The organism is Thermoplasmatales archaeon, assembly GCA_026127925.1.
Taxonomy (GTDB): Archaea; Thermoplasmatota; Thermoplasmata; order Thermoplasmatales; family Thermoplasmataceae; genus JAKAYB01.
In genome coordinates this window covers 73022-95483 of record JAJSLM010000003.1, presented here as the reverse complement: position 1 = coordinate 95483, position 22462 = coordinate 73022, and the positions used below count along the sequence as shown (strand labels likewise).

The window sequence follows — 22462 nt, the reverse complement described above, 5'->3', positions numbered from 1 at the left end:
TGTTCCTATAAGAATTTAAATTAGTCCAAAGGCGGATCCTTTATTGTAAATCTTAAGAGTCTTCCGAGCAGGTATTCAGGTAATCCTACGAAAATAGCCTTTGAGCCCTTAAGTTTATACTTAACCATCAGTTCGGAGTAACCAATATTATTGACAAACAGTATGTCTCTCGTTGCTATTACTCGTCTTTGGATCCGCCTGAATACGTTGTTCTCATACCTTGCTTCACTTCCGGAGCCCATTCCCTTAATCTCCAAACATTTGATAGGGACATCTAGTGATACAACTTTTAAGAGATTGAGTTTATTAGCCTTTTTATTAAAATAAAGATCTTCAGCATAGTTGAGGTCAGGAAAATTACCTACCTTCTTAAAGAGTTCTCTTCTGCCGACGTAAAGAGTGGCGTTACATTTTTTCCCTGGGATGATGTAATAAAAAATTTTACTCGTATCTGACTTTTCATAGTACTCTACAGCCCTGTATAAACCCACGTACCCGACATCAAACTCTATATGAATTATTATTTCACCATGTGAGAGATCTATTGCCGTTTGAAACCCTTTTCCTCTTGTGCACTTTTTGCTGATAGCTAATACCCGTTCCGGGTATGCTTTCAGTTTTTCAAATGTTCCATCATCAGAATCGTTGTCTACTACAACAATTTCGTAATTATCACCTAAAGAAAGCAACGGATCAATGAAGTCTTCAACTAACGAGACTGATCTATAGCTGGTAGTGCAAATTGAGTACTTAATTGGCATAGCGAAACATGGATGTCTTTTACTTATATATTTTCACGGTGTGGTGAGCCTTTGAGCATCGGAATACCCTTTGTCAAAGCCTGCAAGGTAAATACGCGACTTAAACTGCTTTGTACTTTAAACATCCATCAGAAAGATTTGCTTGATTTTGAAAGTGACCGTATAACCGAAAAAATGAAATTGGAATGGCACTTTCTGATATCGGCAAGTTGGAGAGCGGAGCATGATAATTTAGAGGTAATATAGATCTCCCATAGAATGCATTTCTCAGTTTTGGAAAAACCATAGAATGACCTATGAAGTAGCTCGTTTCGTTTCAATATTTTTCGCAACCCCGTACATGTATAGAAATAACCAGAAGAATATGCTTGCTCTCTCTTCTACATTTGAAGAACACAAGATATAATTCGAGCAAAGTTAGTAGCATAATTCTTAAAAATTATGAATATTGATAGATCGGAAATTATTTTAGTATTACAGTCATAACCAATTCATTCATGGCCAATAGTTGGTTACATCGTATAGAAACTTTTTCAGGGCATTTTTTGAGGATATGTCTATCAAACCTGCCGTTATCGCTTTATCATGACCATTATTTTGAAAAAGGTGTCTCTTTTACTATCATCACCAAAAATGACCCATGGCTTCTTGAGTCTCTTGTGTCAGTACATCATCTTGCCGACGAAATTGTGATTATAGATTCATCTGACGATGCTGATTATATCAAATATAATAATATGATTGTCAACAAACTAAAGGATAAGATCGTAATAAAGTACTTTTTCGAAGATATGAGAATAACTCAGGCTAGACGAAGAGCCAAGAGTGAATCGAGCAAAGAGATCATAGTCCATTGGGACGCAGACATGGTTGCGTTAGATAATGGAACCGGGAGCTTGAGTGAAATTATCAATCTTGTCAAGTCTATAAAAGTTAAAAAAGTTGCGTATTTTCCCCTCTTGACGCCATATAATGATCTAACTAAGGTCGTCACAAAACCTATTGATGTTGAAGGATGGATCTTCTCGAATACCACCAAGGAACTTTACAGGCCAAGATCAGCTAATCTAGATTCCAAAAAATTTGTTGAAGGATTTTCCCCACCGAAATATTTTAGGAGAATTGTTCTCAATTCCTTTGGTGGGATACACCTTAAGTATGTGATGCCATCTGAAAAAGCCATATATAAGCAATATGATGGATATCTTATTAATGATAAACTTGTTGAAGAGTATGGTGATTATAAATCAATAAGAGAGAATCTAAAAGAATTTTCTCCTGATGAGGAACCAAACTGGGAACCGTACAATGAAAGCGTTCACGGATCGTATCCAAAGATTCTGGAAAGATTCGTTGGGCTATCAAAACCGGATATACTAAAGATTAAACAAGACGAAATTAAGAATATGACAATCGCCAGCAGTATTGAAGAAATGATACACTCCTGAATCTTAATACCTGCTAAGTTATCCACATGTTCCTCTTAGAATGGGGCCAAATTCACACGATGGAATGTATTGAAGCCCACCTAAAATATTTGATGGGGGGACAAGGATCGGTTTTGTATTTGGGCGTGGAAAATTAAAGCTTTATGGCATTAACCAGTCACAGAGAGTATCTAACCAATCACACAGTATTGCCACATGACAAGAAGCTATTAATGACACGTTCATTTTTGAAACAGGAAAATATATTCATGTTTGAAGACATAGAAACCGCCTACTAAAGCCCTGTAGCGCCACAACTCAGAAGAATTCATTTTTCCTCGCGTCATGTCATAATTCTTTACTATTATAGATTTCAAGCCAAATCCCGCATCAAGAAATCTCTGCATGGAATAAAAACCAAGAGGTACCCACTTCCCCTCGCTGTATTTATCGCCGATAACCAATGCAAGGTACCTCTCATCCCCTAACACCGGTCGAAGAAGTTTTGCTAATCGACTCATACCGTCCAGAAAAAGCTCCATAGAGGCAAAGTTTGAGAAGTTCCTGTCATTCTCACTGAATTTTATTATGTCCCAATACGGAGGATGCAATAAAACAAACTGAAATGATTTGATACCCAACTCATCGACTAATGCCAGATAGTCCACGTCAAGATTATCTGACATGATAATCTTAGTTTTAGAACTATAAGTATCCTTGGTTTTTTTGAGATTTTCCTGAGCCTGCTCAATAGCCTTATCTTCCAGATCGATGCCGACTGAATTCCGGCCGAGTCTCCTGCACTCAATCAGTGTTGTCCCGCTTCCCATGAAAGGATCGAGAACCCAATCGCCCCTCTTCGTAAATCGCAGAAGCAGCTGATGCGGTATCTGAGGAATAAAGTTCCCCCAATATTTGGCATTGTGTCCTTCTCCTCGTTCCCGTTTGTCAAAAGTCCACAAACTGTCAGTGATTATGTAATCATATTCCTTCCAGCGATTAAGATTAATGTCATTGAATTTTGATGTTCTCTGCTCCGTAATCCCCTTAATTATCCTTTTAACGTAATGCTTGGCTCGCTCCGCAGTGAACGAATTAACGACTTGTTCCAGATCCGACACGTTTACCTCTAATGCGCTTTCTAAGGGATTATGGCCTATGTCCTGATTAAAGACTGGTTTGATTTCCTCGATTCTTGAAATTATCCACTTCACTTTCCTTCTTATCTCGCCTATATCATTGTTATCAAGCACACTGGAAAGAGATTTTACTATGTCTTCCCTTGAGGCAACGATAGGTGAGTTATCGAGGTCCAAGATCGATTGAATATCACGTGACTTCTTTTTTCGCATTATTATTGTGTAATAGCCTGGGACGTTTAAATATTGTGAATCCTCAGCATTGTCTAATAACGGGATCAGAGCTTGCTATAACGTGAAGCTTCATTATAGCTATTTGGTCAAAGTTAGAACGCTTTAAGTAAATTTTACGTTAGAGCCTAATGTTATCGAAAATTATTTCACTTTCTTTGGGCTTTCCAGGTAATTTGTGACGATTGCCGATTTTATTATTTAAAAACTCATGGTAGTATTAATTTACTTCGTATCTCTTTCATCGTAGATGGATTCGATCAGAGTTTTGAGGATAACTGCCAGAACGGATGCTCCTGGAGGAGTGGAACAGTACATCCGGGAAGTTAATGGTATGCTCGCCAAGACCAGGGTAGATACATACACTATTGAAATTACAAGTTCGAACACGAAATTCGACTATGGAAAGGAGAGCACAGTAATAAAAATCGATAGCTCAAGAATCAGAAGATTCATGAACGATTCTATTCCTAACGAACCCCTACTCAACCGCATAGAGGAAGTTAAAAAAACCTTCAATCCGGACATCATCCACCTACACAGATTCCGGATAGGATATTCATCCATCACTGAATTTACTAAAAATATGGACAGGCCTGTAATCTTCACTGCACACGATGCCGATCTCATTTGCCCACTTTCGACTCTTGTAATACCAGATGGCAGGATATGTGAAGGTGGAATAAAACCAAGGTGCGCATTTACAGGTTGCAAGGTCGAAGTAAATTTACCATACGAGATGATGCGTTACCGTGAGTTTATTAAGCATTTGTCTAAGCGCATAAATCTCTTTGTTGCTCCAAGCGAAGCCCTCACCAGGTACCTCAGATCGTTCAGCATAGAGAATGCAAAGGTGTTGAGGTCTTTTATCCGATTTCCTGATCATGTATCTAAGCTGGGAAAGGATGGAGTTTTTGGCTACATAGGCAGGATAGTTCCGGAAAAGGGGATGAAACAGTTGCTCCTAGCGTGTGAACTCATGAAAAGAAGAGGGAGATCATTTAAGTTGCTCATAGCCGGAACGGGAAAATATTCTGCATTCGTCAAAAGTCTCATAGATCAAAATCACTTGGAAGAGAACGTTGAGATGCTCGGGCAGATTTCTGGAAATGAGAAGGAGCAGTTCTATTCTGATATTCAATTTTCGGTTATACCTACCATTATGTTTGACAACATACCGCTATCTGCGGGCGAGTCTATGGTGAGGGTAAAGCCAGTTATAGCATCTGATATAGGGGGAGTATCAGAACTTGTACATGATTGCGTCAACGGCATTCTTGTGAAGCCGTACGATATAGGTAACCTCGCGGACGCTATAGAGTATATGATGGATCACGCTTCTGAACGGGAGAAAATGGGAAAACAAGGAAATAAAGACGCTAGGGAAATTCTGAATCCAGATAGCCATTTGAAAAACCTATTGAAGATATACGATGATCTTCTCTCAGGAAAATACCCATGTAAGGCCTCAGACTAATCTTACGTTACCTTTCCGACTATGCCATGAATATTTACTTCAAATTAAAATAGCTCAGGAGATCCACCAATGTTATTGTAAAGCTTTGGTAAGAATGTCCACTATCTCCTTTCGCATCACTTCGTCTGGAGGGCGCTTCCCTGCTCTTATCATGTCCCTAATCCTAGACATGCTCAGTGCAGATTCTTCAGGAATTCCATGCCTGCAACTACGCTCTGATACTACCGTTGCACACTTTTTGCAATAATATATTTCTTTGAACGGTATAATGTTGATTCCTAGATCAAGCGAAGATACGAACTCCTGCGCTGCGTAAGGTGAATAATACTTTCCAACACCTGCCATATCCCTGCCTATCAAAAAGTGCGTGCATCCATAATTTCTTCTTATTATGGCGAAAAATGCTGCAGCCTTTGGACCGGCATAACGCATTGCAACGTGCAGAGGACGGAGCAAAACTCGGTCATGGGGGTAGAAATTATCAGTTATGTAACGGTATGATTCCATAATAGTGTTTTCGTCAAAATCGCCAGGTTTTAATTCACCAACGACTGGGTTTATAAATAGGCCATCCATGATCTCCAGAGCAATTCTTTGAATGTACTCATGCGCGATATGCGGTGGGTTTCTGGTCTGATATCCTGCAATCGTTTTCCATCCTTGTTCTCTGAAATATTTCTTTACCTCTTCTGGTGTAGGATCGCCACCAAGGCTTTCAAGGCTGCTAAGCAGCGTTAGTTTGCCTGATAAAAATTTTCCCTTGAATGAACGCATCTGTTTAACACCTGGATGACTTTTATCCTCGGTCATATACAGTCTGCTTGCAATATCTCTAACATCAGGTTTAAAAATACTTTCTAGTCGCATACTTGCAAACGTCTCTCCCCTGTATTCGAGAAATATCTCGTCTCCTCCCTTAAAATTTTGTTCATTCTCCACGTGAAGGAATATGGGCACCGTCCATGTTTTTCCATCCGGGAGATGATCAAGAGTTAGAACAGAATTTATTTCGTTCTCATCCATGAATCCTCCAAGGGGTTTGTAGGCCCCTGTTCCTATTTTCTCCGCATCCATAGCGAAATATTTTGAAATCTCTAAAGAATTAGACCTCCTCTCGGAATCAGTTAAGAGAGCAGACTTTTTACTGTTCACTTCACTACTCAAGTCTATTCCCTCGCAGTATGAAGACCGCATTCCTTTATTCCCTCTTCCCACCACCATCGCCCGGCTCTCTCATCTTCTCCCGGTTTTACGGCCCTTGTACACGGTTCACACCCTATGCTGACAAATCCATGATCTATCAGGTGATTATAGGGCACGTCATATTTATGCAGGAAAGAAACCACTTCCGGAAAAGTCCATAGAAGTAACGGATTTACCTTGTATATCCCGTGGTGCAATGGATCCGGTTCAATTTCGTTCATCAACCTACGAACCTCAGTTTGGTTTGACCTCACCCCGGTGATCCAGGCACTATAACCCTCAATGGCGCGACCTAAAGGCTCCACTTTTCTTATTTCACAGCATTCATGTCTGTTTTCCCTTGAGAGATAGAATGAATTCGGACCTTTCAACGATGTAAAACTCTCAAGTTTAGAATTATCCGGAAAGAATATCTTTACTTGTACTTTGTATTTGTTTCTGACGTCCTCTATCAGGTTATATGTCTCCTGGAATAGCCTTCCTGTATCTATTGTATGGATCGGTATATTTAGATCCTCTGAAGCTATGACATGTAGTACTACCATGTCCTCTGCACCAAAACTTGATAAAAAAACTATATTGTTGTCGAATCTATCCATAGATTTTTCCAAAAGCTGTTTTATGCTTAGATATTTTTCATCTTCGTCCATTAGTTTTCAGCGTTTAATCAGGACCCTAACAATATCGTTTTCCATGCATGAAGATCACCAAAACAATGTGTAATATATTCCTATTATTTTCGCAAAGCGTATGAGGAAATTTCATATTGTTCTATTAGATATCGGAGCATGAAATCCTCGATTGCCGATTTCATTGACCGTTCAACAATAAAAGACACGGTCACGATGATAATTGACAGGCTCGCATTCCCTACTGAGGTCCTTTATTACTCCGAGCACAGCAAGAATACAATTGTGAAAATTGGATGGGGACTTTCGCTTATCGTCGACGAAAACATTCTTGTAAAGAGGGTCGGAGATCTTAAAGCTCATAATTTTCTTGTCTCAAATGGAGGAACAACGCTGGAAATAGCTTATTCTAAGGGCCGCTTAGATAACATTTTGAACAGGCTTAAAAGGAATGGATTCGACACAATCGAGCTTAGCGAAGGCATAATTGAAATGCCAGAAAATGCAAAAAAACGAATCTCAGAATTTGCACATTCAAACGACATGAGATTGCATATAGAGATAGGTAAAAAGAATCCCCGTAACCAACTCTCGCTTGAAGAAACCATTTACAAGCTGGAAAGGTCACTGGACTTTGATCCTGACACACTCATTATTGAAGGGAGGGAGACGGGAAAGGGTGTGGAAATATTCGACAACAATGGCGAAATAAAATGGGACTGGGTAGATCGAATCGTTTCCAGCATAGACAGGAGAAAGCTCATGTTTGAGGCACCACTGGAATTTCAGCAGGCCCAATTAATCCTCCGTCTTGGCCCAGATATAAATCTTGGAAACATATCCTTTGGGAGCTTTTATGCACTGGAAACTCAAAGACTCGGCCTTAGAGGTGACACTTTTGGCGCCTTCCCTGCCCAGATGAAATTGAAAATTTCACCTTCTGCCAGGTTCGTAATGCACGTACTTTCGACCTATGGACCTATGGAACAGGGATCGATAATGAACGCAACCGGACTTAACAGGAGAACCGTACAGAATTCGCTTGAGCAGTTAATTGAAACTGAGGTTGTGACAATATCTCACGACTTCAAGGATATGAGGAAGAAAGTTTACTCTGTGAGAACCGAAAGGAGTCAATGATTACACTCAGGCTGAGGGGAGACATATTCTTTGTTAATTTTCTATTGTGTTTGTCCATGAAGACAGATCGCAGTATCCTCTTCGAAAAGAATCATAAACTATTCCCCTGGGCAATTGAAACAAACTTATACTCGAAGCCCTGTTGCTTCATCTAATTGCACCTTGGTGAGGAGTTTTTCCTTGTGCATATATGATCTATGAAACAAATTAAATACGATCATGAAAATACTGTTGCATGTCGAACCTATTTTTGAATCCGGATGTGTATGACAATCGAATAGCATTCATTTGCTGCGATGATCTCTGGGAATATAACATAGTCAGCAAAGAGAAAAGAAAGCTGGTTTCCGGTGTAGGCGTAATTAACAATGCGCGTTACTACGACGGTGGGACTAAAATCGTATTCAGGGCCATGACCGGTGAATCCTTGAACTCCGCTGATCTATATACTGTAGATCTCTCGACAGGATCGATAAAACGCCTTACATATTTTTCAGGAAAGAGTGTGGGAAGAAGGATGTTTACTGATGTTGCAGGCTTTTCTAAGGATGGATCAATAATCATCTCCACCGACACTTTCGCACCATTTGGATCGATGACATTCCTTTACAGAGTGGTCGATGATGGGAGAGATTTTGAGCCTCTAAACCTTGGTCCTGCGACTCACATAATCTATAGTAATGATAAGACTTTCATTGGACGTAATACGTTTGATCTGCTGCACTGGAAAGAATACCACGGAGGAACGAGAGGAAAAGTATGGGCAGGGAACACCGACACTGGTTTCAGTAAAATCATCGATCTTAACAACCACATATCTTCACCAATTCTCTTTGGTGACAGGATATACTTTGTTTCTGATTTGGAAGGATCTGGGCAGATATATTCTACAGACCTAGAAGGCAAAGGTCTCAAGAAGCACACGAATTTCGACGACTACTATCCAAGACACTTGAACACAGATGGAAAAAACATAGTTTTCTCAAAAGGCGGAAGGATATTTTTCTTCAATCCCGAAACTGATTCTGTAGAAGAAATTGAGATCGGCCCTGTTTCCGACAGGGATGATGCATTATTCAGCACCCCTTCGAAATATCTTGATGATTATCATGTTGCAAACGATGATATTTTCCTGTTCGTTTCCCGAGGTCAGAGTTTTCTCAGCGACACTTACCTGAGTTATCAGGTGAAGATTCCTGATACTTTGAGAATAAGGAATGCGCAATTTGCAGGAAAAAACATTCTCTATGTTTTCGGAACAATCAATGGCGATGTCTTGAAGCTTTACGATAAAGACACCGATAAGACGGAATCTATTCCTTTTGATTTTGGTAACATATTTTCTCTCAGGACTTCTATTGATGGCAGATATGCTGTCGTTGGAAATGATAGATTTGAAATTCTTCTTGTGGACCTAAAGGACAAAAAAGTGAAGAGAATAGACAAGAGCGAGGAAGAGATGATACTTGACTTTTCGATCTCCCAGGATTCTAGATTCATAGCGTACAGTTTCCCCATCAAGGCCACTTTTCTTGGTAGCTATTCTCAAAGGATAATAAGGTTATATGATTTAAAAACCGAGAAAACGTATGATATGACATCAAGGAATTCCAATGACTATGCACCGGCTTTCGACCCAAAATCGCGGTATCTCTTTTACCTCTCGACCAGAAGCCTTGATCCAGATGCTGACAAATTAATCTTCAATTTCAGCTATAGCAGCATATCTAAACCATTTGTCATACCACTAAAATTAAACGATACAAATCCCGCACGAACTGTAGCAGAGAAGTTTATCGGAGAACCCGGAGAGTACGATCTGGAGAATGCTATCTTGAGGTCATCAATCATAGATGTGGAAAGGGCAGACTACAGATCCATCATTCCGACAGAGAAGGGCGTGTATCTGTTCAAGGTTCCACCTCATGGAGAATTCTCAGCTTATTACAATGGAACGCCTGAAAAAGGAATTCTTCAGAAATACGACTTTAAGGAAAAGAAGTCAAAGGACATTAAGAAAGATGTTGTGGATTTCAGGTTTTCTGACGACCTCAAAAAGATGCTGTTTCGCAAGGATGACTTGAAAATATACCTAATAGATCTTGAAAAACCAGATGAGGAGATCAACATTGACATTGATCGTTTGAAGCTAAGATCTTCCAGAACAGACGAATTCAGGCAGATGTATGATGAGGCTTGGAAACTAGCGAGAGACAACTACTGGGACGAGAAAAAAGCGGATAAGATATCCTCAACCATCTATGATAAATACAGAAACCTACTGCCTTATTGCCAGACAAGATTCGATCTCAGTTTCGTTATAACTGAGATGCAGGGTGAATTCAGAACCTCACACTCTTACGAGACCATTGGCCATGCTACCGAGATAGAAGCATCGAAGATCGGAAAACTTGCTGTGGATTTCTCCTATCATAATGGTGAATACTCTGTCAAGAAGATTTACTGTGGCGATCCATCTAACGAAAACGAGAAATCGCCATTTCTGACTTCAAATATTCCTGCCAAAGAGGGCGACGTTATCCAGGAGATAGATGGGATAGAGATAGGAGAGAAAACTAGCGTTTTTGAGGCTTTAAACAACAAATCTGGGGTATCCTTGAGGGTCAAGCTAAAACGAAAGGATTCTGAAACGCTCTCTCTGTATTCCAATGTACTTGATGATGATCGATACGTAAGGTACCGCTCATGGGTCGAGCAGAACAGAAAATACGTGCACGAGAAATCGAATGGCAAGATCGGTTACGTGCATATCCCTGACATGGGAATGATGGGCCTTAATGAATTTTATCGGCTGTATGTCACTGAACTTGCGTATGATGGCATGATAATAGACGTAAGATATAATGGCGGAGGCTTCGTTTCTCAACTGATTTTGGAGAAACTCCTGAACAGGAGATTGGGATATGACAAACCTAGAAGAGGGAGCCTCCATCCCTATCCCACCAACTCCGTTAACGGGCCCATGATCGCTATCACAAATGAGTATGCAGGATCCGACGGAGATATATTCAGCTATTCTTTCAAAGCCCTGGAGCTGGGCAAACTGATAGGTGTCCGCACATGGGGCGGAGTTGTTGGAATTTCGCCAAGGCGTAAGTTGATTGATGGTTCGGTTTTGACCCAGCCGGAGTACTCGTTCTGGTTCAAGGAAACCGGCTATGGCGTGGAAAACTACGGAGTCGACCCGGATGTCGAGGTGCATTACAGTCCTTTGGACTACTACAAGAACGTTGATCCTCAGCTCGACTACGCTCTGACTTCTATGGCGGAAGATATTCCAAGCTTTAACGACCCCGTCATTCCGGAGTAGATGAAATACCCTCGTTTACGTGATTTGAGAATTATACGGTTGGCTAGATAGCCGAACTGTTCAGTGATGGGTCGGATCAGAAGTCAGGAAAATACCATGCAAGAAATTGTATAATCTTTAATCTAAGAAACGTATCTCTTACTCAATGCCCTATTACGATAGTGTACCAGGGCTACAGATCTCCTAAAAAAACTATTATAAGATCTCTATTATGGTACATAATAATACAGCAATAAAGCGCTCAGAAAATATAATCCACTTATTCCAATATAAATACTAGTCATTATAAGTTGTTGTTTGTTTATGTATCTTACATCATTTTCTTTAAGAGGAACCCCATGCTCGAAAATCTTAAGTACGTATCCTTTTGCACCAAAATCATAGAAAGCACCGAACATCGCAACAAAGAATCCGATTATAAATATTACCAATGGCATTGGTTCCTCCGATGATTTTCCACGGTAATGAAACAGGGTCGCAGTGAATAGCAACAAAAAAGCCAGCAGAAGGAGAGGGGGAAGTGAAAGCTTCAATTTTGCGTGACGCGGTCCTGTGCTTTCATCTGAAGTCTCTAATTTATCCATATTTTTCCTTAAATCAACTACAGCAAAGAACTTGAATCATCATCTATCATATCATTCTTTGTAAGAGTTCCCTGATCAAAGTGACAAACGTAGAATCTATCACCGCTTCCCTTAACCGGTGGAGGAGTATCACGGCATATATCTTTACGGAAAACGCATCTGTCATAGAATCTGCACCCTTTAGGCAAATTAATGGAATTCCCGACTTCACCGATAATATCTATACTGGTTAATTTAATCCTTGGATCCGGTTGGGGAATAGCGCTAATTAGAGCCTTAGTGTATGGATGCAAGGGGTTTGCTATAAGCTCTTCAGATGGCCCCATCTCCACCATTGCGCCGAGATACATGACAACGACACGGTCGGCCATGTAACGTGTTGAGGCAATGTCATGAGAAATGTAAAGAATCGTGAGGCTATACTCGTCTCTTATCTTCTTCAGGAGATTCATTATGTTAGCCCTTATAGAAACATCCAGCATAGAGATTGGTTCATCAGTTACAAGAAACTCTGGCCGGGTAACAAGCGCCCTGGCTATGGAAACCCTCTGTCTTTCGCCTCCCGAAAGTTCATGCGGATACCTGTTCACATAATTGGAAGCGGGTTTTAAATTTGCAGTTTCTAGAGCACTATAGACCGTCGCTTCTATATCCGTATCTTTATATTTCTTCCGTTGTGCGTTCAATGGTTCGGAAACTATATCGAGAACGGACATTTTTGGGTTGATGGAATCATACGGATCCTGAAAAATTAACTGATTCCTCAGACGAAAATCCAGAAAATTCTTGTTTCTGGTTTTAAGTTTAAAGAGATCCAACTCTTCTGTTCCACTTGACGATTCATGATAGAATACCAACTTACCACTTGTGGGAGGAATCGACAGTATAAGGGTCCTACCAAGCGTCGTTTTTCCTGAACCACTTTCACCGACTACGCCAAGAATTTCTTTCCGCTTAATATTGAAGGTGACATGATCCACAGCATGCACCTTTCTTTTGCTGCCAACACTAAAAAGACGTTCGGAGGCGCTTCCTATCAGATCGTAATACTTGGAGAGATCCTTTGCTTCAATAACATCCCCTGTAAACGTTGTATACGACTGCTGAAAGTTGTCGTCCGAGCTTTCCGGAAAAGTTCTAGAGGCTTTGAGCTTACCCTGAGAGAATGCTTTAGCATAATGACATAAACTAAAATGATTTGGTGATATTTCTATAGAGTCAGGTACCTTCTCGTAACATGTCTTATCTGCATATACGCATCTTTCTGCAAAGTAACACCCAGTTGGGGGATTAAGAAGATCCGGGACAGAACCTGGTATTCCCTTTATGAGTCTTCTCGTGCTCCGAATTGATGGATAACTTTCGGCCAAAGCCTTTGTATAAGGATTAGCAGATTTAACGTAAATTTCTTCAGGTGTCCCTACCTCCATGACCTTTCCTCCATAGAGAACCATTATACGATCTGCGAGTTGGGCTACGACGCCTATATCATGCGAAATTATGACCATGGACTTAATTCTTCCAGTCTCCTTCAGCATTCTAAATTGTGAAATAATTTTGGCCTGGGTTATAACATCCAAGCCGGTAGTGGGCTCGTCGGCAATGACCAATTTCGGATCAAGTGCAAGCGCCATCGTAAGAACGGCCCTCTGCTTCATTCCGCCACTAAGTTCATGAGGGTAGGAATCCAGATAACTGGTATTAAAACCAGCCAATCTAGCAGTTTCCTGAATTTTATCATTTATTTGATCCTTGGAGTAATTCGTATGTAAATGGAACACTTCTTCAATTTGTCTCCTGACAGTGTATACAGGGTTTAAGGAGTTCATTGCCCCCTGAAATACCATAGAAATACCTTTCCACCTGATATTGGCGAGCCTTTCGTCAAGTATCCTCCTCTTTCTTGGAGGAATCTTAAAATAAGCCTTGCCCGAGTTTTTGGCAGATGTAACTTCTTCATCTTCAAATTTTACGTTACCGGAAACTATGGCATTTTCCGGAAGCAGAGACATCATACTTAACGCCAACGTCGACTTCCCCGAACCGCTTTCGCCAATTATTCCAAGTATTTCTCCTTCCTGCAGTTCGAAGTTTATGTTTCTTAGAGCGGCAACCTGACCGTCCACTGTGATGAATGATACGTCAAGGTTGTTCACAGATACTACACTGGTATGTTTTGAAATCGTCTCGGTTTCTTGCCTCATGCGATTACCTCCTCCTCAGTCTTGGGTTCACAACCTCATCCAAGCCCCTCGAAACAAAGATGAAAGCTAGAATAAAAACAGTCAAGGCTACGATCGGAGGAATAACCCACCATGGCGCGAGTATGCCTTCAAAGAAGTCCCCATCAAGTCCAGAGAGCATCCCCCCCCATGTATTTACAGTTGTCGGAGCTATACCGAGAAACTGAAGAGTCGAAACACCACCAATGGCACCACTTATGCTCAACGCAAGGAGGTAGACTAGTAAGGGTGCTATATTTGGTAATATATGTCTTCTAAGAATACTTGTTGTGCTGGAGCCGAACAGTTTTGATGCTTCCACAAAAGTTCTCGACTTAACTTGCCTGACAACACCTATAAGAGTGAACGTCGTAAAAGGCCATCCGATCACCGTCACGATGAGAATCAAATTGCCAAAGCTTTCTCCCAAAATTGAAGCCATAGCTATCAAAAGAGCCAAGCCAGGAATAAGATATATAGCAAGAGAGATAGTCTCCAGGAATTTACTAACAAAGTTTGTGAGGAAGCCAACCAGCATGGCAACTAAAACAGCGATAAATATCGTAAAAAGACCGATAGCAAGGCCCAGTTCCCAGTCGGAAGCAAAACTCTGGATAAATTGCGAAAAAACATCATTTCCGGAAGGATTTGTGCCAAGAGGAAGCCACATCCCCGATCTGGTGTTGAAAGTTGGAGGAATAGGATTGTTGTTTTTGTATAAAACATCATAGACAACTAGATGGCCATTTTGCGTGATTGTTCCGAATTCCTCCCTGCCCGTAGTAGTATCCAGGAAAAATAGAGGTTCCGTGACATTCAGTGGAGTAGGGGTTATCTGAGCGCTCCACGTAAATGGATCTGAAACATTGGATGTGGAGGCACTTACGGAAATAAACAGACCACGAGTGGAAAGAATTACAAATGTACTGGACGAATGATCATATGCCGGCGTGAACAAGAAAGAGCCAGCAGAAGTAGGGAGGTTATATCTGAAAGTACGAAACTTATCACTTGTTAAGTTCTGTGTTGTGACATAAAGGTTGTGTCCAGTTTCGGTCAACAGTACGGTGGGGAATCCAGAAGACCCGTATGTACCAGTTAACGTATAAATTCTACTGGAGGTAGTAAGAATTTCCCGCGAAGTTCCGTTTGCAAGAGACGCCATATAAACTGAATTTCCTGAAGCTACAAAAATTGAGTTATACGTAGAATCAGTTATCTGATAGCTGCGCGGAATGAAAAAAGGAACGCTAGAAATGCTTGAATTGAATTTATGAGACCAGACTAAGGCACCATTACTTGAATTAAAAGCATAGAGCACAGATCCTTGTCCTACGAGAGCCATTGTACCTTTGGATGAACTAAAAAAAGAACCATAAAATTGCGGAGACGAAACCGCAGATGTTCCAGGCAATTTCACTGTCCAATTAACTGAAAGTGGATAAGCAAAAAGTTGCGTAAGAAAGAGCGAGCTTTTATTTTCTGTAATAACCAATATTTTTCCAGGGTTACCTCCAATTGCAGATGAAACAACATTAGTTCCATAGAACGGAACGTACGTCGGTATAGTAGATTCGAGCCTTGGTGCATTTGAAACGGGAGTGGAAATAATGGAACCGTTCAACCTCACGCTTTCATTACCGCTTGTGAATGGCTGCCCTGCGCCAGGCGAATGGCCGGTCCAAGATATCTGACTTATACCGACAGTGCCGTTTGAAGTCGCCCAAACAAGGAAGTTGGAGAGGGATTCCTCAAACTGATGCTCCATGATATAATACGATGACAAAGTTATCACAGAAGGGGGGAGCATTCTATTTGTTGAGTTAACATGCACGGTAAATATCCTATATGCAGACCCGATTGAAGCGGAAGAAGTTGCTCCATCACCGACGGAATATACAGTGCCATTTGAAAGGCCAAAGGTAATTATAGTGGTACCGGAAACCGAAGGAGATGAGGCTTGAGGTGAGAAATACGTTAGTGAGGATGAATTTACTCCCGGGAGATACTCGGAGAAGCGTAATTCTGCAGAGTGGGTATCTATAGCAGGGACAATATAAGAATAGGGTTGTGGCGCCAAAATAGGCGTAAGAAGCGCAACTATAGCAAACAATAGCAGTATATAGAAACTCGTTTTTCCATACGCTGATTTATAGAAAATCTTAAAATTTTTCCTTAAGTTTCTAAATTCAGGTGACTGCAAAAATGATCTTTTTTTATTCTTTAAATCATTATCCATAAATTCTCCGCCTCATACCCTTATCCTTGGATCCAACCATGAATGAATGTAATCAATTAAAATGTATGCAACTACAGTCATCAGGGAAATAATAAAAACTGCAGCCTCAGCGAGTGGGTAGTCCTCCTGAAAAGTAGCGTCATAAAGGAGCAACCCCATTCCTGGTATGCTAAAGATTATCTCCACGATCAGAGCCCCACTGACTATCAGAGCAATCTCCAGCGCCATCCTAGTCGAAACTGGAATAATCGCATTCCTTGCAGCATGTCTTCTGAGTATCGCCTTTTCTGGTACTCCTTTTGCTCTAGCTGTGGTAATGTAATCTTCACCCAAAGTAGAGACCATTGATGCCCGCATTGTAATCAAATGTCCCGTCGCACCAACAACGGTTAATGTTATAACAGGAAGCGCTAAATCTCTTGCTATAGTTAATATTGAATTTTTACTAAGATTAAAGTAAAATTCAGAAGAAACAGGGAATATACTAGTTGAGGGATTTGCCACAAGAAAGAGGTAAAGAAAAATGGCGAGAGCAAAGTATGGTATTGAAGTAAGAATCACACTCAGGGAAAGAGTAACACTTTCTGATTTTCTGTTCCTTAACCTAGAAACAGTAATACCTAGAGGGATACCTATAACCCAACCCAGAACGGTAGCTGTTCCGACTAAAACAAGTGTATAGGGTAAGGCAGTTTTGATAAGCTGAAGAACCGTTTCGCCAGAATAATAGTCGGTCCCGAAATTACCCGTGAACATGTCTTTCATATATATGAGAAACCCAGAAAGCGACCATTTACCATTTTCAAGGCCCAATCTAATAGCAAGGCGTTTGGCATCAGCAGGCGTTGCCTTGGGCCCCAGATTGTGGATGAAAAGATCAAGTGGATTACCTGGCATTAATCTATAGACTACAAAAATGATTATAGCTACGAATATTACGAGTATAACACCCTGTAAGATCTTTCTCAAAGCTAAGTAGACATTCAAAGTTACCACTCTTTAAGCAAACTTTCACAACGAAAAAAAAAATAAATGTTAATTAGTTCCTTGCTGCGGAGGCTTTGAAGAACCGCCTCCCGAACTTTTCTTTCTAGTAAATATGACAGATACTGCTCCAATTACCGCCACTATGACGACAACAGCGATGATCACGTACAGCCAGGGGAAAGGTGCAGGTGGAGCAACTTTGTGAGAAGGAGGCGGTGTAACAGTAGGTGTTGGGGCTGTTGAGCTTCTACTAGAGACAACAAATCCAGATGCAACTGTAGAACCATTGCCAACCTCAACGGTAACTATCCAAGAGTCTGCAGGTACATAACCCGTGTAGCTCACATTTGTAAATACTGGGCTGCTCGCGTTAGAGTAAGTAAATAGGTTTGGATAGAAGGTCACATTAGCAAATCCGTGCGAATCTGTCTTAACAGCAATACCTTGAAGGTACAGGCTCCCGAATGCGGCATTTGGATTGCTGAACAGCTGATCTACCCCAGAAGGAGCATAGAAGTATCCTCTATTCGCTCCGAAAATGTTCTGCAGCATCAAATCAACACTGGCATTGGCCACTGGAGAACCGGTAGAATTAGTAACCTTTACGGTAACCGTTGATGATCCGTTATATGCTATTGTTGTGGCACTCTCGGTTATGTTCAGTTTAACGGCTGGTGCTGATGATGCGATGGTTACAGGAAACTCGATTACTTGTTGCACCCCAAACCCACCTGCATTGTTAGCAGTTGTCATTTCAGCTGGCAACATGTAACCAGGAAGTCCTCCAACCGGGGCTCCTGACACGATACTCCCGAAAAAGAGATAGCTTGTTACAGAGCTACCAAGAGCAGCAAAGTTAAAACTCGAATTTGCTTGGACGTATATATCTATGGTTCCATTTGAACCCGTTACACCTGATATCGAAGTTACGTTGTTATTCACATGGTTATTTGTATCGTTTGCAGAAACATATGGAGTTGTAGAATATGACACAGTCTGTCCAGACATCGCGGTACTGATTATTACAGCACCATTTAATGCCTGCAGTTCATATGAGAACCCAGAAAGAGGAACACCCGTACCGTTTTCCACTGTTATGGCATAAAGTTGCTTTGCATTACCGGAAATTAGAACAGGTGTCGAGGCAATCTTCAACATGAGGCTACGCGGAACAATATTGGTAGAATTATAACCTAGTCCAGGTCCAACTCCGCTTGTAGTTACAGATGCGACAGCACTTATATTCACCATTCCGGTGTATCCGTTCGTATATACCAGTGTTTGAGAATTTAATACCTGAAACTCCCAGATAGCTACTCCGGAAGAATCGGTGGTTAGTGTGTTAGATGTAATGTTTAACAGCGCTCCAGTTGGGTTATACCCAACATACACAGATGCCCCGCTAACGGGAGTTGAAGTCTTATTGTTAGTCACGGTTATAGTAACATTAGCGTATTGTCCATTGTAATACAGCAGACTTGGAATACTGACGCTAACATCCAGGTGTGAACTAACGTGTGATACGAGCGGCGTAGATCTCTTATGAACGGTCATAAATGCCCAGTACATATAACCTGCATACGGTAAAGCTGACGTTCTTGATATATTTGCAAAGGTTGAGTTGGTAAATGGTAGTATATCTACAGGATATCCTGGATTGATATTCACAGATTCTATTGCGGCGATACCTTGTATCTCATCAGAAATCTTAATTCTCTGGCCTAGTGTGTAATTTCCGTTCATTTCCACTGTGAGCTTATTCATCAAAGCATCTATTTGTTTACCGGTATAATGAACACCACCGAATGTGATTGAGGAGAATGGGCCTTCGTAGAAGCCTGTTCCAATTGAAGCATTGTTATAAAATGCAAATAAGTCACCGGTCGGATCGCCTGTTATTCCTGTGATCGCAAGTTCTATAACATTGTAATGGTAATCCTCAAGATTCGGAATAAGCGTCGTAAATGATTCGTAAGTTATGGACGTCTTAATTCCAATCGCGTCCCACCATCCCTGTGTGAGCAGTGCACCTTCCACAGCTAGAGGGGTTTCACTACTTGGAGTTATTTGAATATTGGCTGTAACCTGCTTTCCGTGATAGTACCATTCACCGGATACATTTGTCATTCCAGGTATCGATCTAATTAGTTGCTCCGCCTTGGCAGGATTGTAAGCGTACGAAGGGGTCGTATCATTTCTCCAGAGTGGATCAGATGGAGGAATGCTTGGCTGACCAAGTATTTCGTATCCGGAATCAACCACACTTGCAAGATATGCTTTGTTTGTTGCATAATTAAGAGCCTGCCTCAAAGCAGTAATGTTGAAAGGTGCGTCAGAGGAAAGGGAATTTACTTGCATAATACCAAACGTAGATGAGGGTTTGTGGTAGATGTACGTAAATGGGATAGTCTCAACAGTTGGAACAAAATTAGGACCAACGCCTTCAATAATGGTTGACACTTCACCTTTCACCAGAGCAGAAACCTCGTTTGATGCCGATGTGTAGTATTTGATCTCAATCGAATATATTTTTGGCGTATATTGCCTCAAACCGGCAGACGCATTTGTGTACTGACCGTACCAGTGAGGATTGACATAAAGCTGCCACCCATGATTTTCAAGAATGTATCCCTTAGGCATTCCATAGCCGCCATTCATCATGAACGGACCAGACCCTATTAGATCGGGTGCAAATCCAGTCGCTGCATTGTACCCAAGCTCCCAGTCGTTATATCCCATTCCTGCGTTTTTGGCGGCGAATGTCGCATTGTAGTTCCAGTAGCCCGATGTATCAGCGAAGATATGAGAATCCCAGATATGATACGGGATTATGGAGGTTTCTAAGGTGTATGTCAAAAATTCGGCTGAATAATTGCTGAGTTCGTACTCGACGGTTAGATTGTTGATTGGAATAACGTTTACGACATTAGAATATTCACCCGAGAAGTCCGTAGCAGTATTAAGTATCTCCCATGAAATTATAAAGTCAGCAGATTGAACATAATGCGTTTTCATCGTAACTGGCGACCATTTATAGGTGTGATTAAATTCCGCCCCAGTTGTGTTGTACACCGTTGTATGGTTACTGTAGACATAAGTATCTGCGGCATTGGTAGAATTAAAGTCAGTCCATTGAACACCGGGTCTGATGTGGACGATCCACGTGTAGTTAACGTCCTGTTCTGACTGAGTCAGTGGATCCCAAGTTTTCATATGCTGAGCTGTAACATTCTGTGATGAATAACTGGTTGCCAGACAATTAACTATGGTATCGTTTGGCAGAAGATTTGTCGCTGAATCGTATATTTCGTTGAATACCATAGCAGCATACAAACTTGAATAGAGGTATATACTTTCATGCCCAATATTATTCACTGTTGCGACTTTGTATGTGCCGTTAGTATAACCTGGTTCATTCATAGTCGTTGTTGGATAAGTCCAAGGAGCTGCCGAAGCGCTTGGAGTTACTGGCAAAGTGGAGCTTCCACGTGATACGTGATTTGCCCCCGGCATACCAGAATAAATAGCCACAAAACCAGAAAGCACCATTAAAAGCGCTATTCCTATAGCAATCAAAACTTTCTTTTCATTTAAATGCATGTTTCTTCTATGCACCATAATTGACCTTATCGCAATATCTGTATATAAATTTTGGCGTTTCGTAACCTTGTCGGATATTAGTTGATTTTCTCGCGATTCATGAGGCCAAACCAAGAACATGAAACATGATGGAATCATTCCTTTAAATGTGACTGAGGAAGGCGCCATACACCGAATTCAAGGGAATTTCAACGCGGCTCTACGGCTTCTCATCCGTAGGTTCTTCGCTAATTTTCATGCTTAACAATATACCAATGATGGATCTCGAACTGAAGCAAAAGGACCTAATCAGTTTCCCTACCTGAATGGCGCTCGATGTGCCACCTCCAGAATCTGGTATTTATTTCGCCCGTTTTTTTTCGTTGAATAGTTTCCCGTAGCCGATCTTTTTCAGTATTTCTTTGAAAGAAGGCTTAAGGTTCAGATACCTTACCCAGTACTCTTTTCCCAACGTGATCTTTATTATCTACACTCTTGAAAAGGAGTCAAGGATTTTCCGCATGGTTTCCCACGGCTCTCTGTGGCTGGATTCCCCAGGGAATATACAAGAGCAGCGATGAGGCGGTATGCCGTGATCATGACGAAAACACATACTCTTGCATACCTCTCCAGCCGGTGCCTTGCGGGAACGATCTTCTCCTGCGTCTTCATTGTACGGAATACCGTCTACACTAAATCCTTGTCCAGATGCATGTTAACTATCTCTTCAGCGGAAATTGATGGAACCGTGCACAGGATCGCAGATCTGCCGTCAAGCTTCTCCTATGCATTCATCGCATGCGAATGGTATCGCCATTTAATCCACTTTCCGCCTTTGCTGTTTATCCTCACGTCCATGTAGGGCCTCCATTCACCCACAACGCGATATCTCATTGTGGTTCTTCACCTTATTGCATTCCACGCATTCGGGGGGAAGGTTCTATGGTTCCTTGTCGATACGGAAAAGCTCTGAATTGAGACCCGCCCTTTCGTTCAGGGGGTTTCCAAGGTATTCAGGTATACCGCGATGCTTGTCAATGCCGTAGATATCCAATTCACGAGAGTTGCATAGACATTTGCCACTTTCGTCTTCCTGACAAAATTCTGAGGTATCTCTCTTTTTTCTGCATTGCGGATGATCTATGCTGCGGCATTCACGCTTTTCGGAATCCCCGATATGAGATTCTATGACGTGAGTTCGTTATCCTTCACATTCTTCATGGAATTATTTCCGCAAACCTATATTATTGTGCCCAGAGATTTACTGTACCCCAGTTGAGTGAGCGCGGCTAACAGATTCCTTATGGTGGCTAGGCCTGATCTTGAACCCTCAAACACCGCACGGTATTCGAGCTAGTGATCCTACTTCGAAACCATCAGGGCTATATTGATCTGGTTGATGTGAAGATGTTTCGGATTATGACCTTTTTCTGCAAGGTTGATGTTTTCCGACTGTGAGAATATAGATGATAAATCGAACGGTATGCGAGCTCCATTGCTGGTGAGCGACTCG

Annotated in this window: 13 protein-coding genes; 4 read left to right on the top strand and 9 right to left on the bottom strand. The window is 41.4% G+C overall.

Annotated elements, in window-relative coordinates; genetic code table 11:
* Positions 1 to 20: 20 nt before the first annotated feature.
* On the bottom strand, positions 21 to 761 hold the full coding sequence (locus tag LVQ96_03910) for a glycosyltransferase (protein MCW6170298.1): 741 nt from the start codon (positions 759 to 761) through the stop codon (positions 21 to 23).
* A 659-nt stretch (positions 762 to 1420) separates the two neighbouring features.
* Here LVQ96_03910 and LVQ96_03905 point away from each other — a divergent pair.
* A complete protein-coding gene (locus tag LVQ96_03905; protein ID MCW6170297.1) occupies positions 1421 to 2209 on the top strand; it encodes a hypothetical protein in 789 nt (262 codons plus the stop codon).
* A 221-nt stretch (positions 2210 to 2430) separates the two neighbouring features.
* Here the strand turns inward: LVQ96_03905 and LVQ96_03900 are convergent, their stop codons facing one another.
* Positions 2431 to 3540 (bottom strand): RsmD family RNA methyltransferase, encoded by a 1110-nt coding sequence (locus LVQ96_03900; protein MCW6170296.1) that lies wholly within the window; start codon positions 3538 to 3540, stop codon positions 2431 to 2433.
* A 268-nt stretch (positions 3541 to 3808) separates the two neighbouring features.
* Between LVQ96_03900 and LVQ96_03895 the strand changes: the two genes are divergently transcribed.
* A complete protein-coding gene (locus LVQ96_03895) occupies positions 3809 to 5035 on the top strand; it encodes a glycosyltransferase family 4 protein (protein ID MCW6170295.1) in 1227 nt (408 codons plus the stop codon).
* A gap of 72 nt (positions 5036 to 5107) precedes the next feature.
* Here the strand turns inward: LVQ96_03895 and LVQ96_03890 are convergent, their stop codons facing one another.
* Positions 5108 to 6229 (bottom strand): sulfate adenylyltransferase, encoded by a 1122-nt coding sequence (locus LVQ96_03890; protein MCW6170294.1) that lies wholly within the window; start codon positions 6227 to 6229, stop codon positions 5108 to 5110.
* Entirely contained in the window at positions 6202 to 6888 is a 687-nt protein-coding gene (locus tag LVQ96_03885; protein MCW6170293.1) for a phosphoadenylyl-sulfate reductase, read from the bottom strand. The genes LVQ96_03890 and LVQ96_03885 overlap by 28 nt, the downstream gene beginning before the upstream one ends.
* A 138-nt stretch (positions 6889 to 7026) precedes the next feature.
* On the opposite strand from LVQ96_03885, the gene LVQ96_03880 reads away from it, so the two are divergent.
* Together LVQ96_03880 and LVQ96_03875 are read left to right on the top strand one after the other, a co-directional pair.
* The gene (locus LVQ96_03880) at positions 7027 to 8007 is read left to right on the top strand and encodes a phosphosulfolactate synthase (protein ID MCW6170292.1); all 981 of its coding nucleotides are present in this window, start codon (positions 7027 to 7029) and stop codon (positions 8005 to 8007) included.
* Positions 8008 to 8242: 235 nt separating this feature from the next.
* On the top strand, positions 8243 to 11338 hold the full coding sequence (locus tag LVQ96_03875; protein ID MCW6170291.1) for a S41 family peptidase: 3096 nt from the start codon (positions 8243 to 8245) through the stop codon (positions 11336 to 11338).
* Between the two features lie 209 nt (positions 11339 to 11547).
* Here the strand turns inward: LVQ96_03875 and LVQ96_03870 are convergent, their stop codons facing one another.
* The 5 genes from LVQ96_03870 to LVQ96_03850 form a co-directional block, all read right to left on the bottom strand.
* Complete coding sequence (locus LVQ96_03870) at positions 11548 to 11922, bottom strand: hypothetical protein (protein ID MCW6170290.1); 375 nt, start codon at positions 11920 to 11922, stop codon at positions 11548 to 11550.
* 17 nt (positions 11923 to 11939) lie between these two features.
* Complete coding sequence (locus LVQ96_03865) at positions 11940 to 14126, bottom strand: ABC transporter ATP-binding protein (protein ID MCW6170289.1); 2187 nt, start codon at positions 14124 to 14126, stop codon at positions 11940 to 11942.
* A 4-nt stretch (positions 14127 to 14130) separates the two neighbouring features.
* A complete protein-coding gene (locus LVQ96_03860; protein MCW6170288.1) occupies positions 14131 to 16383 on the bottom strand; it encodes an ABC transporter permease subunit in 2253 nt (750 codons plus the stop codon).
* Positions 16384 to 16395: 12 nt separating this feature from the next.
* Entirely contained in the window at positions 16396 to 17352 is a 957-nt protein-coding gene (locus LVQ96_03855) for an ABC transporter permease (GenBank protein ID MCW6170287.1), read from the bottom strand.
* A 66-nt stretch (positions 17353 to 17418) separates the two neighbouring features.
* Positions 17419 to 20988 carry an ABC transporter substrate-binding protein gene (locus tag LVQ96_03850; protein ID MCW6170286.1) on the bottom strand — a complete coding sequence of 1190 codons (3570 nt, stop codon included), beginning with the start codon at positions 20986 to 20988 and terminating at the stop codon, positions 17419 to 17421.
* Positions 20989 to 22462 lie beyond the last annotated feature (1474 nt).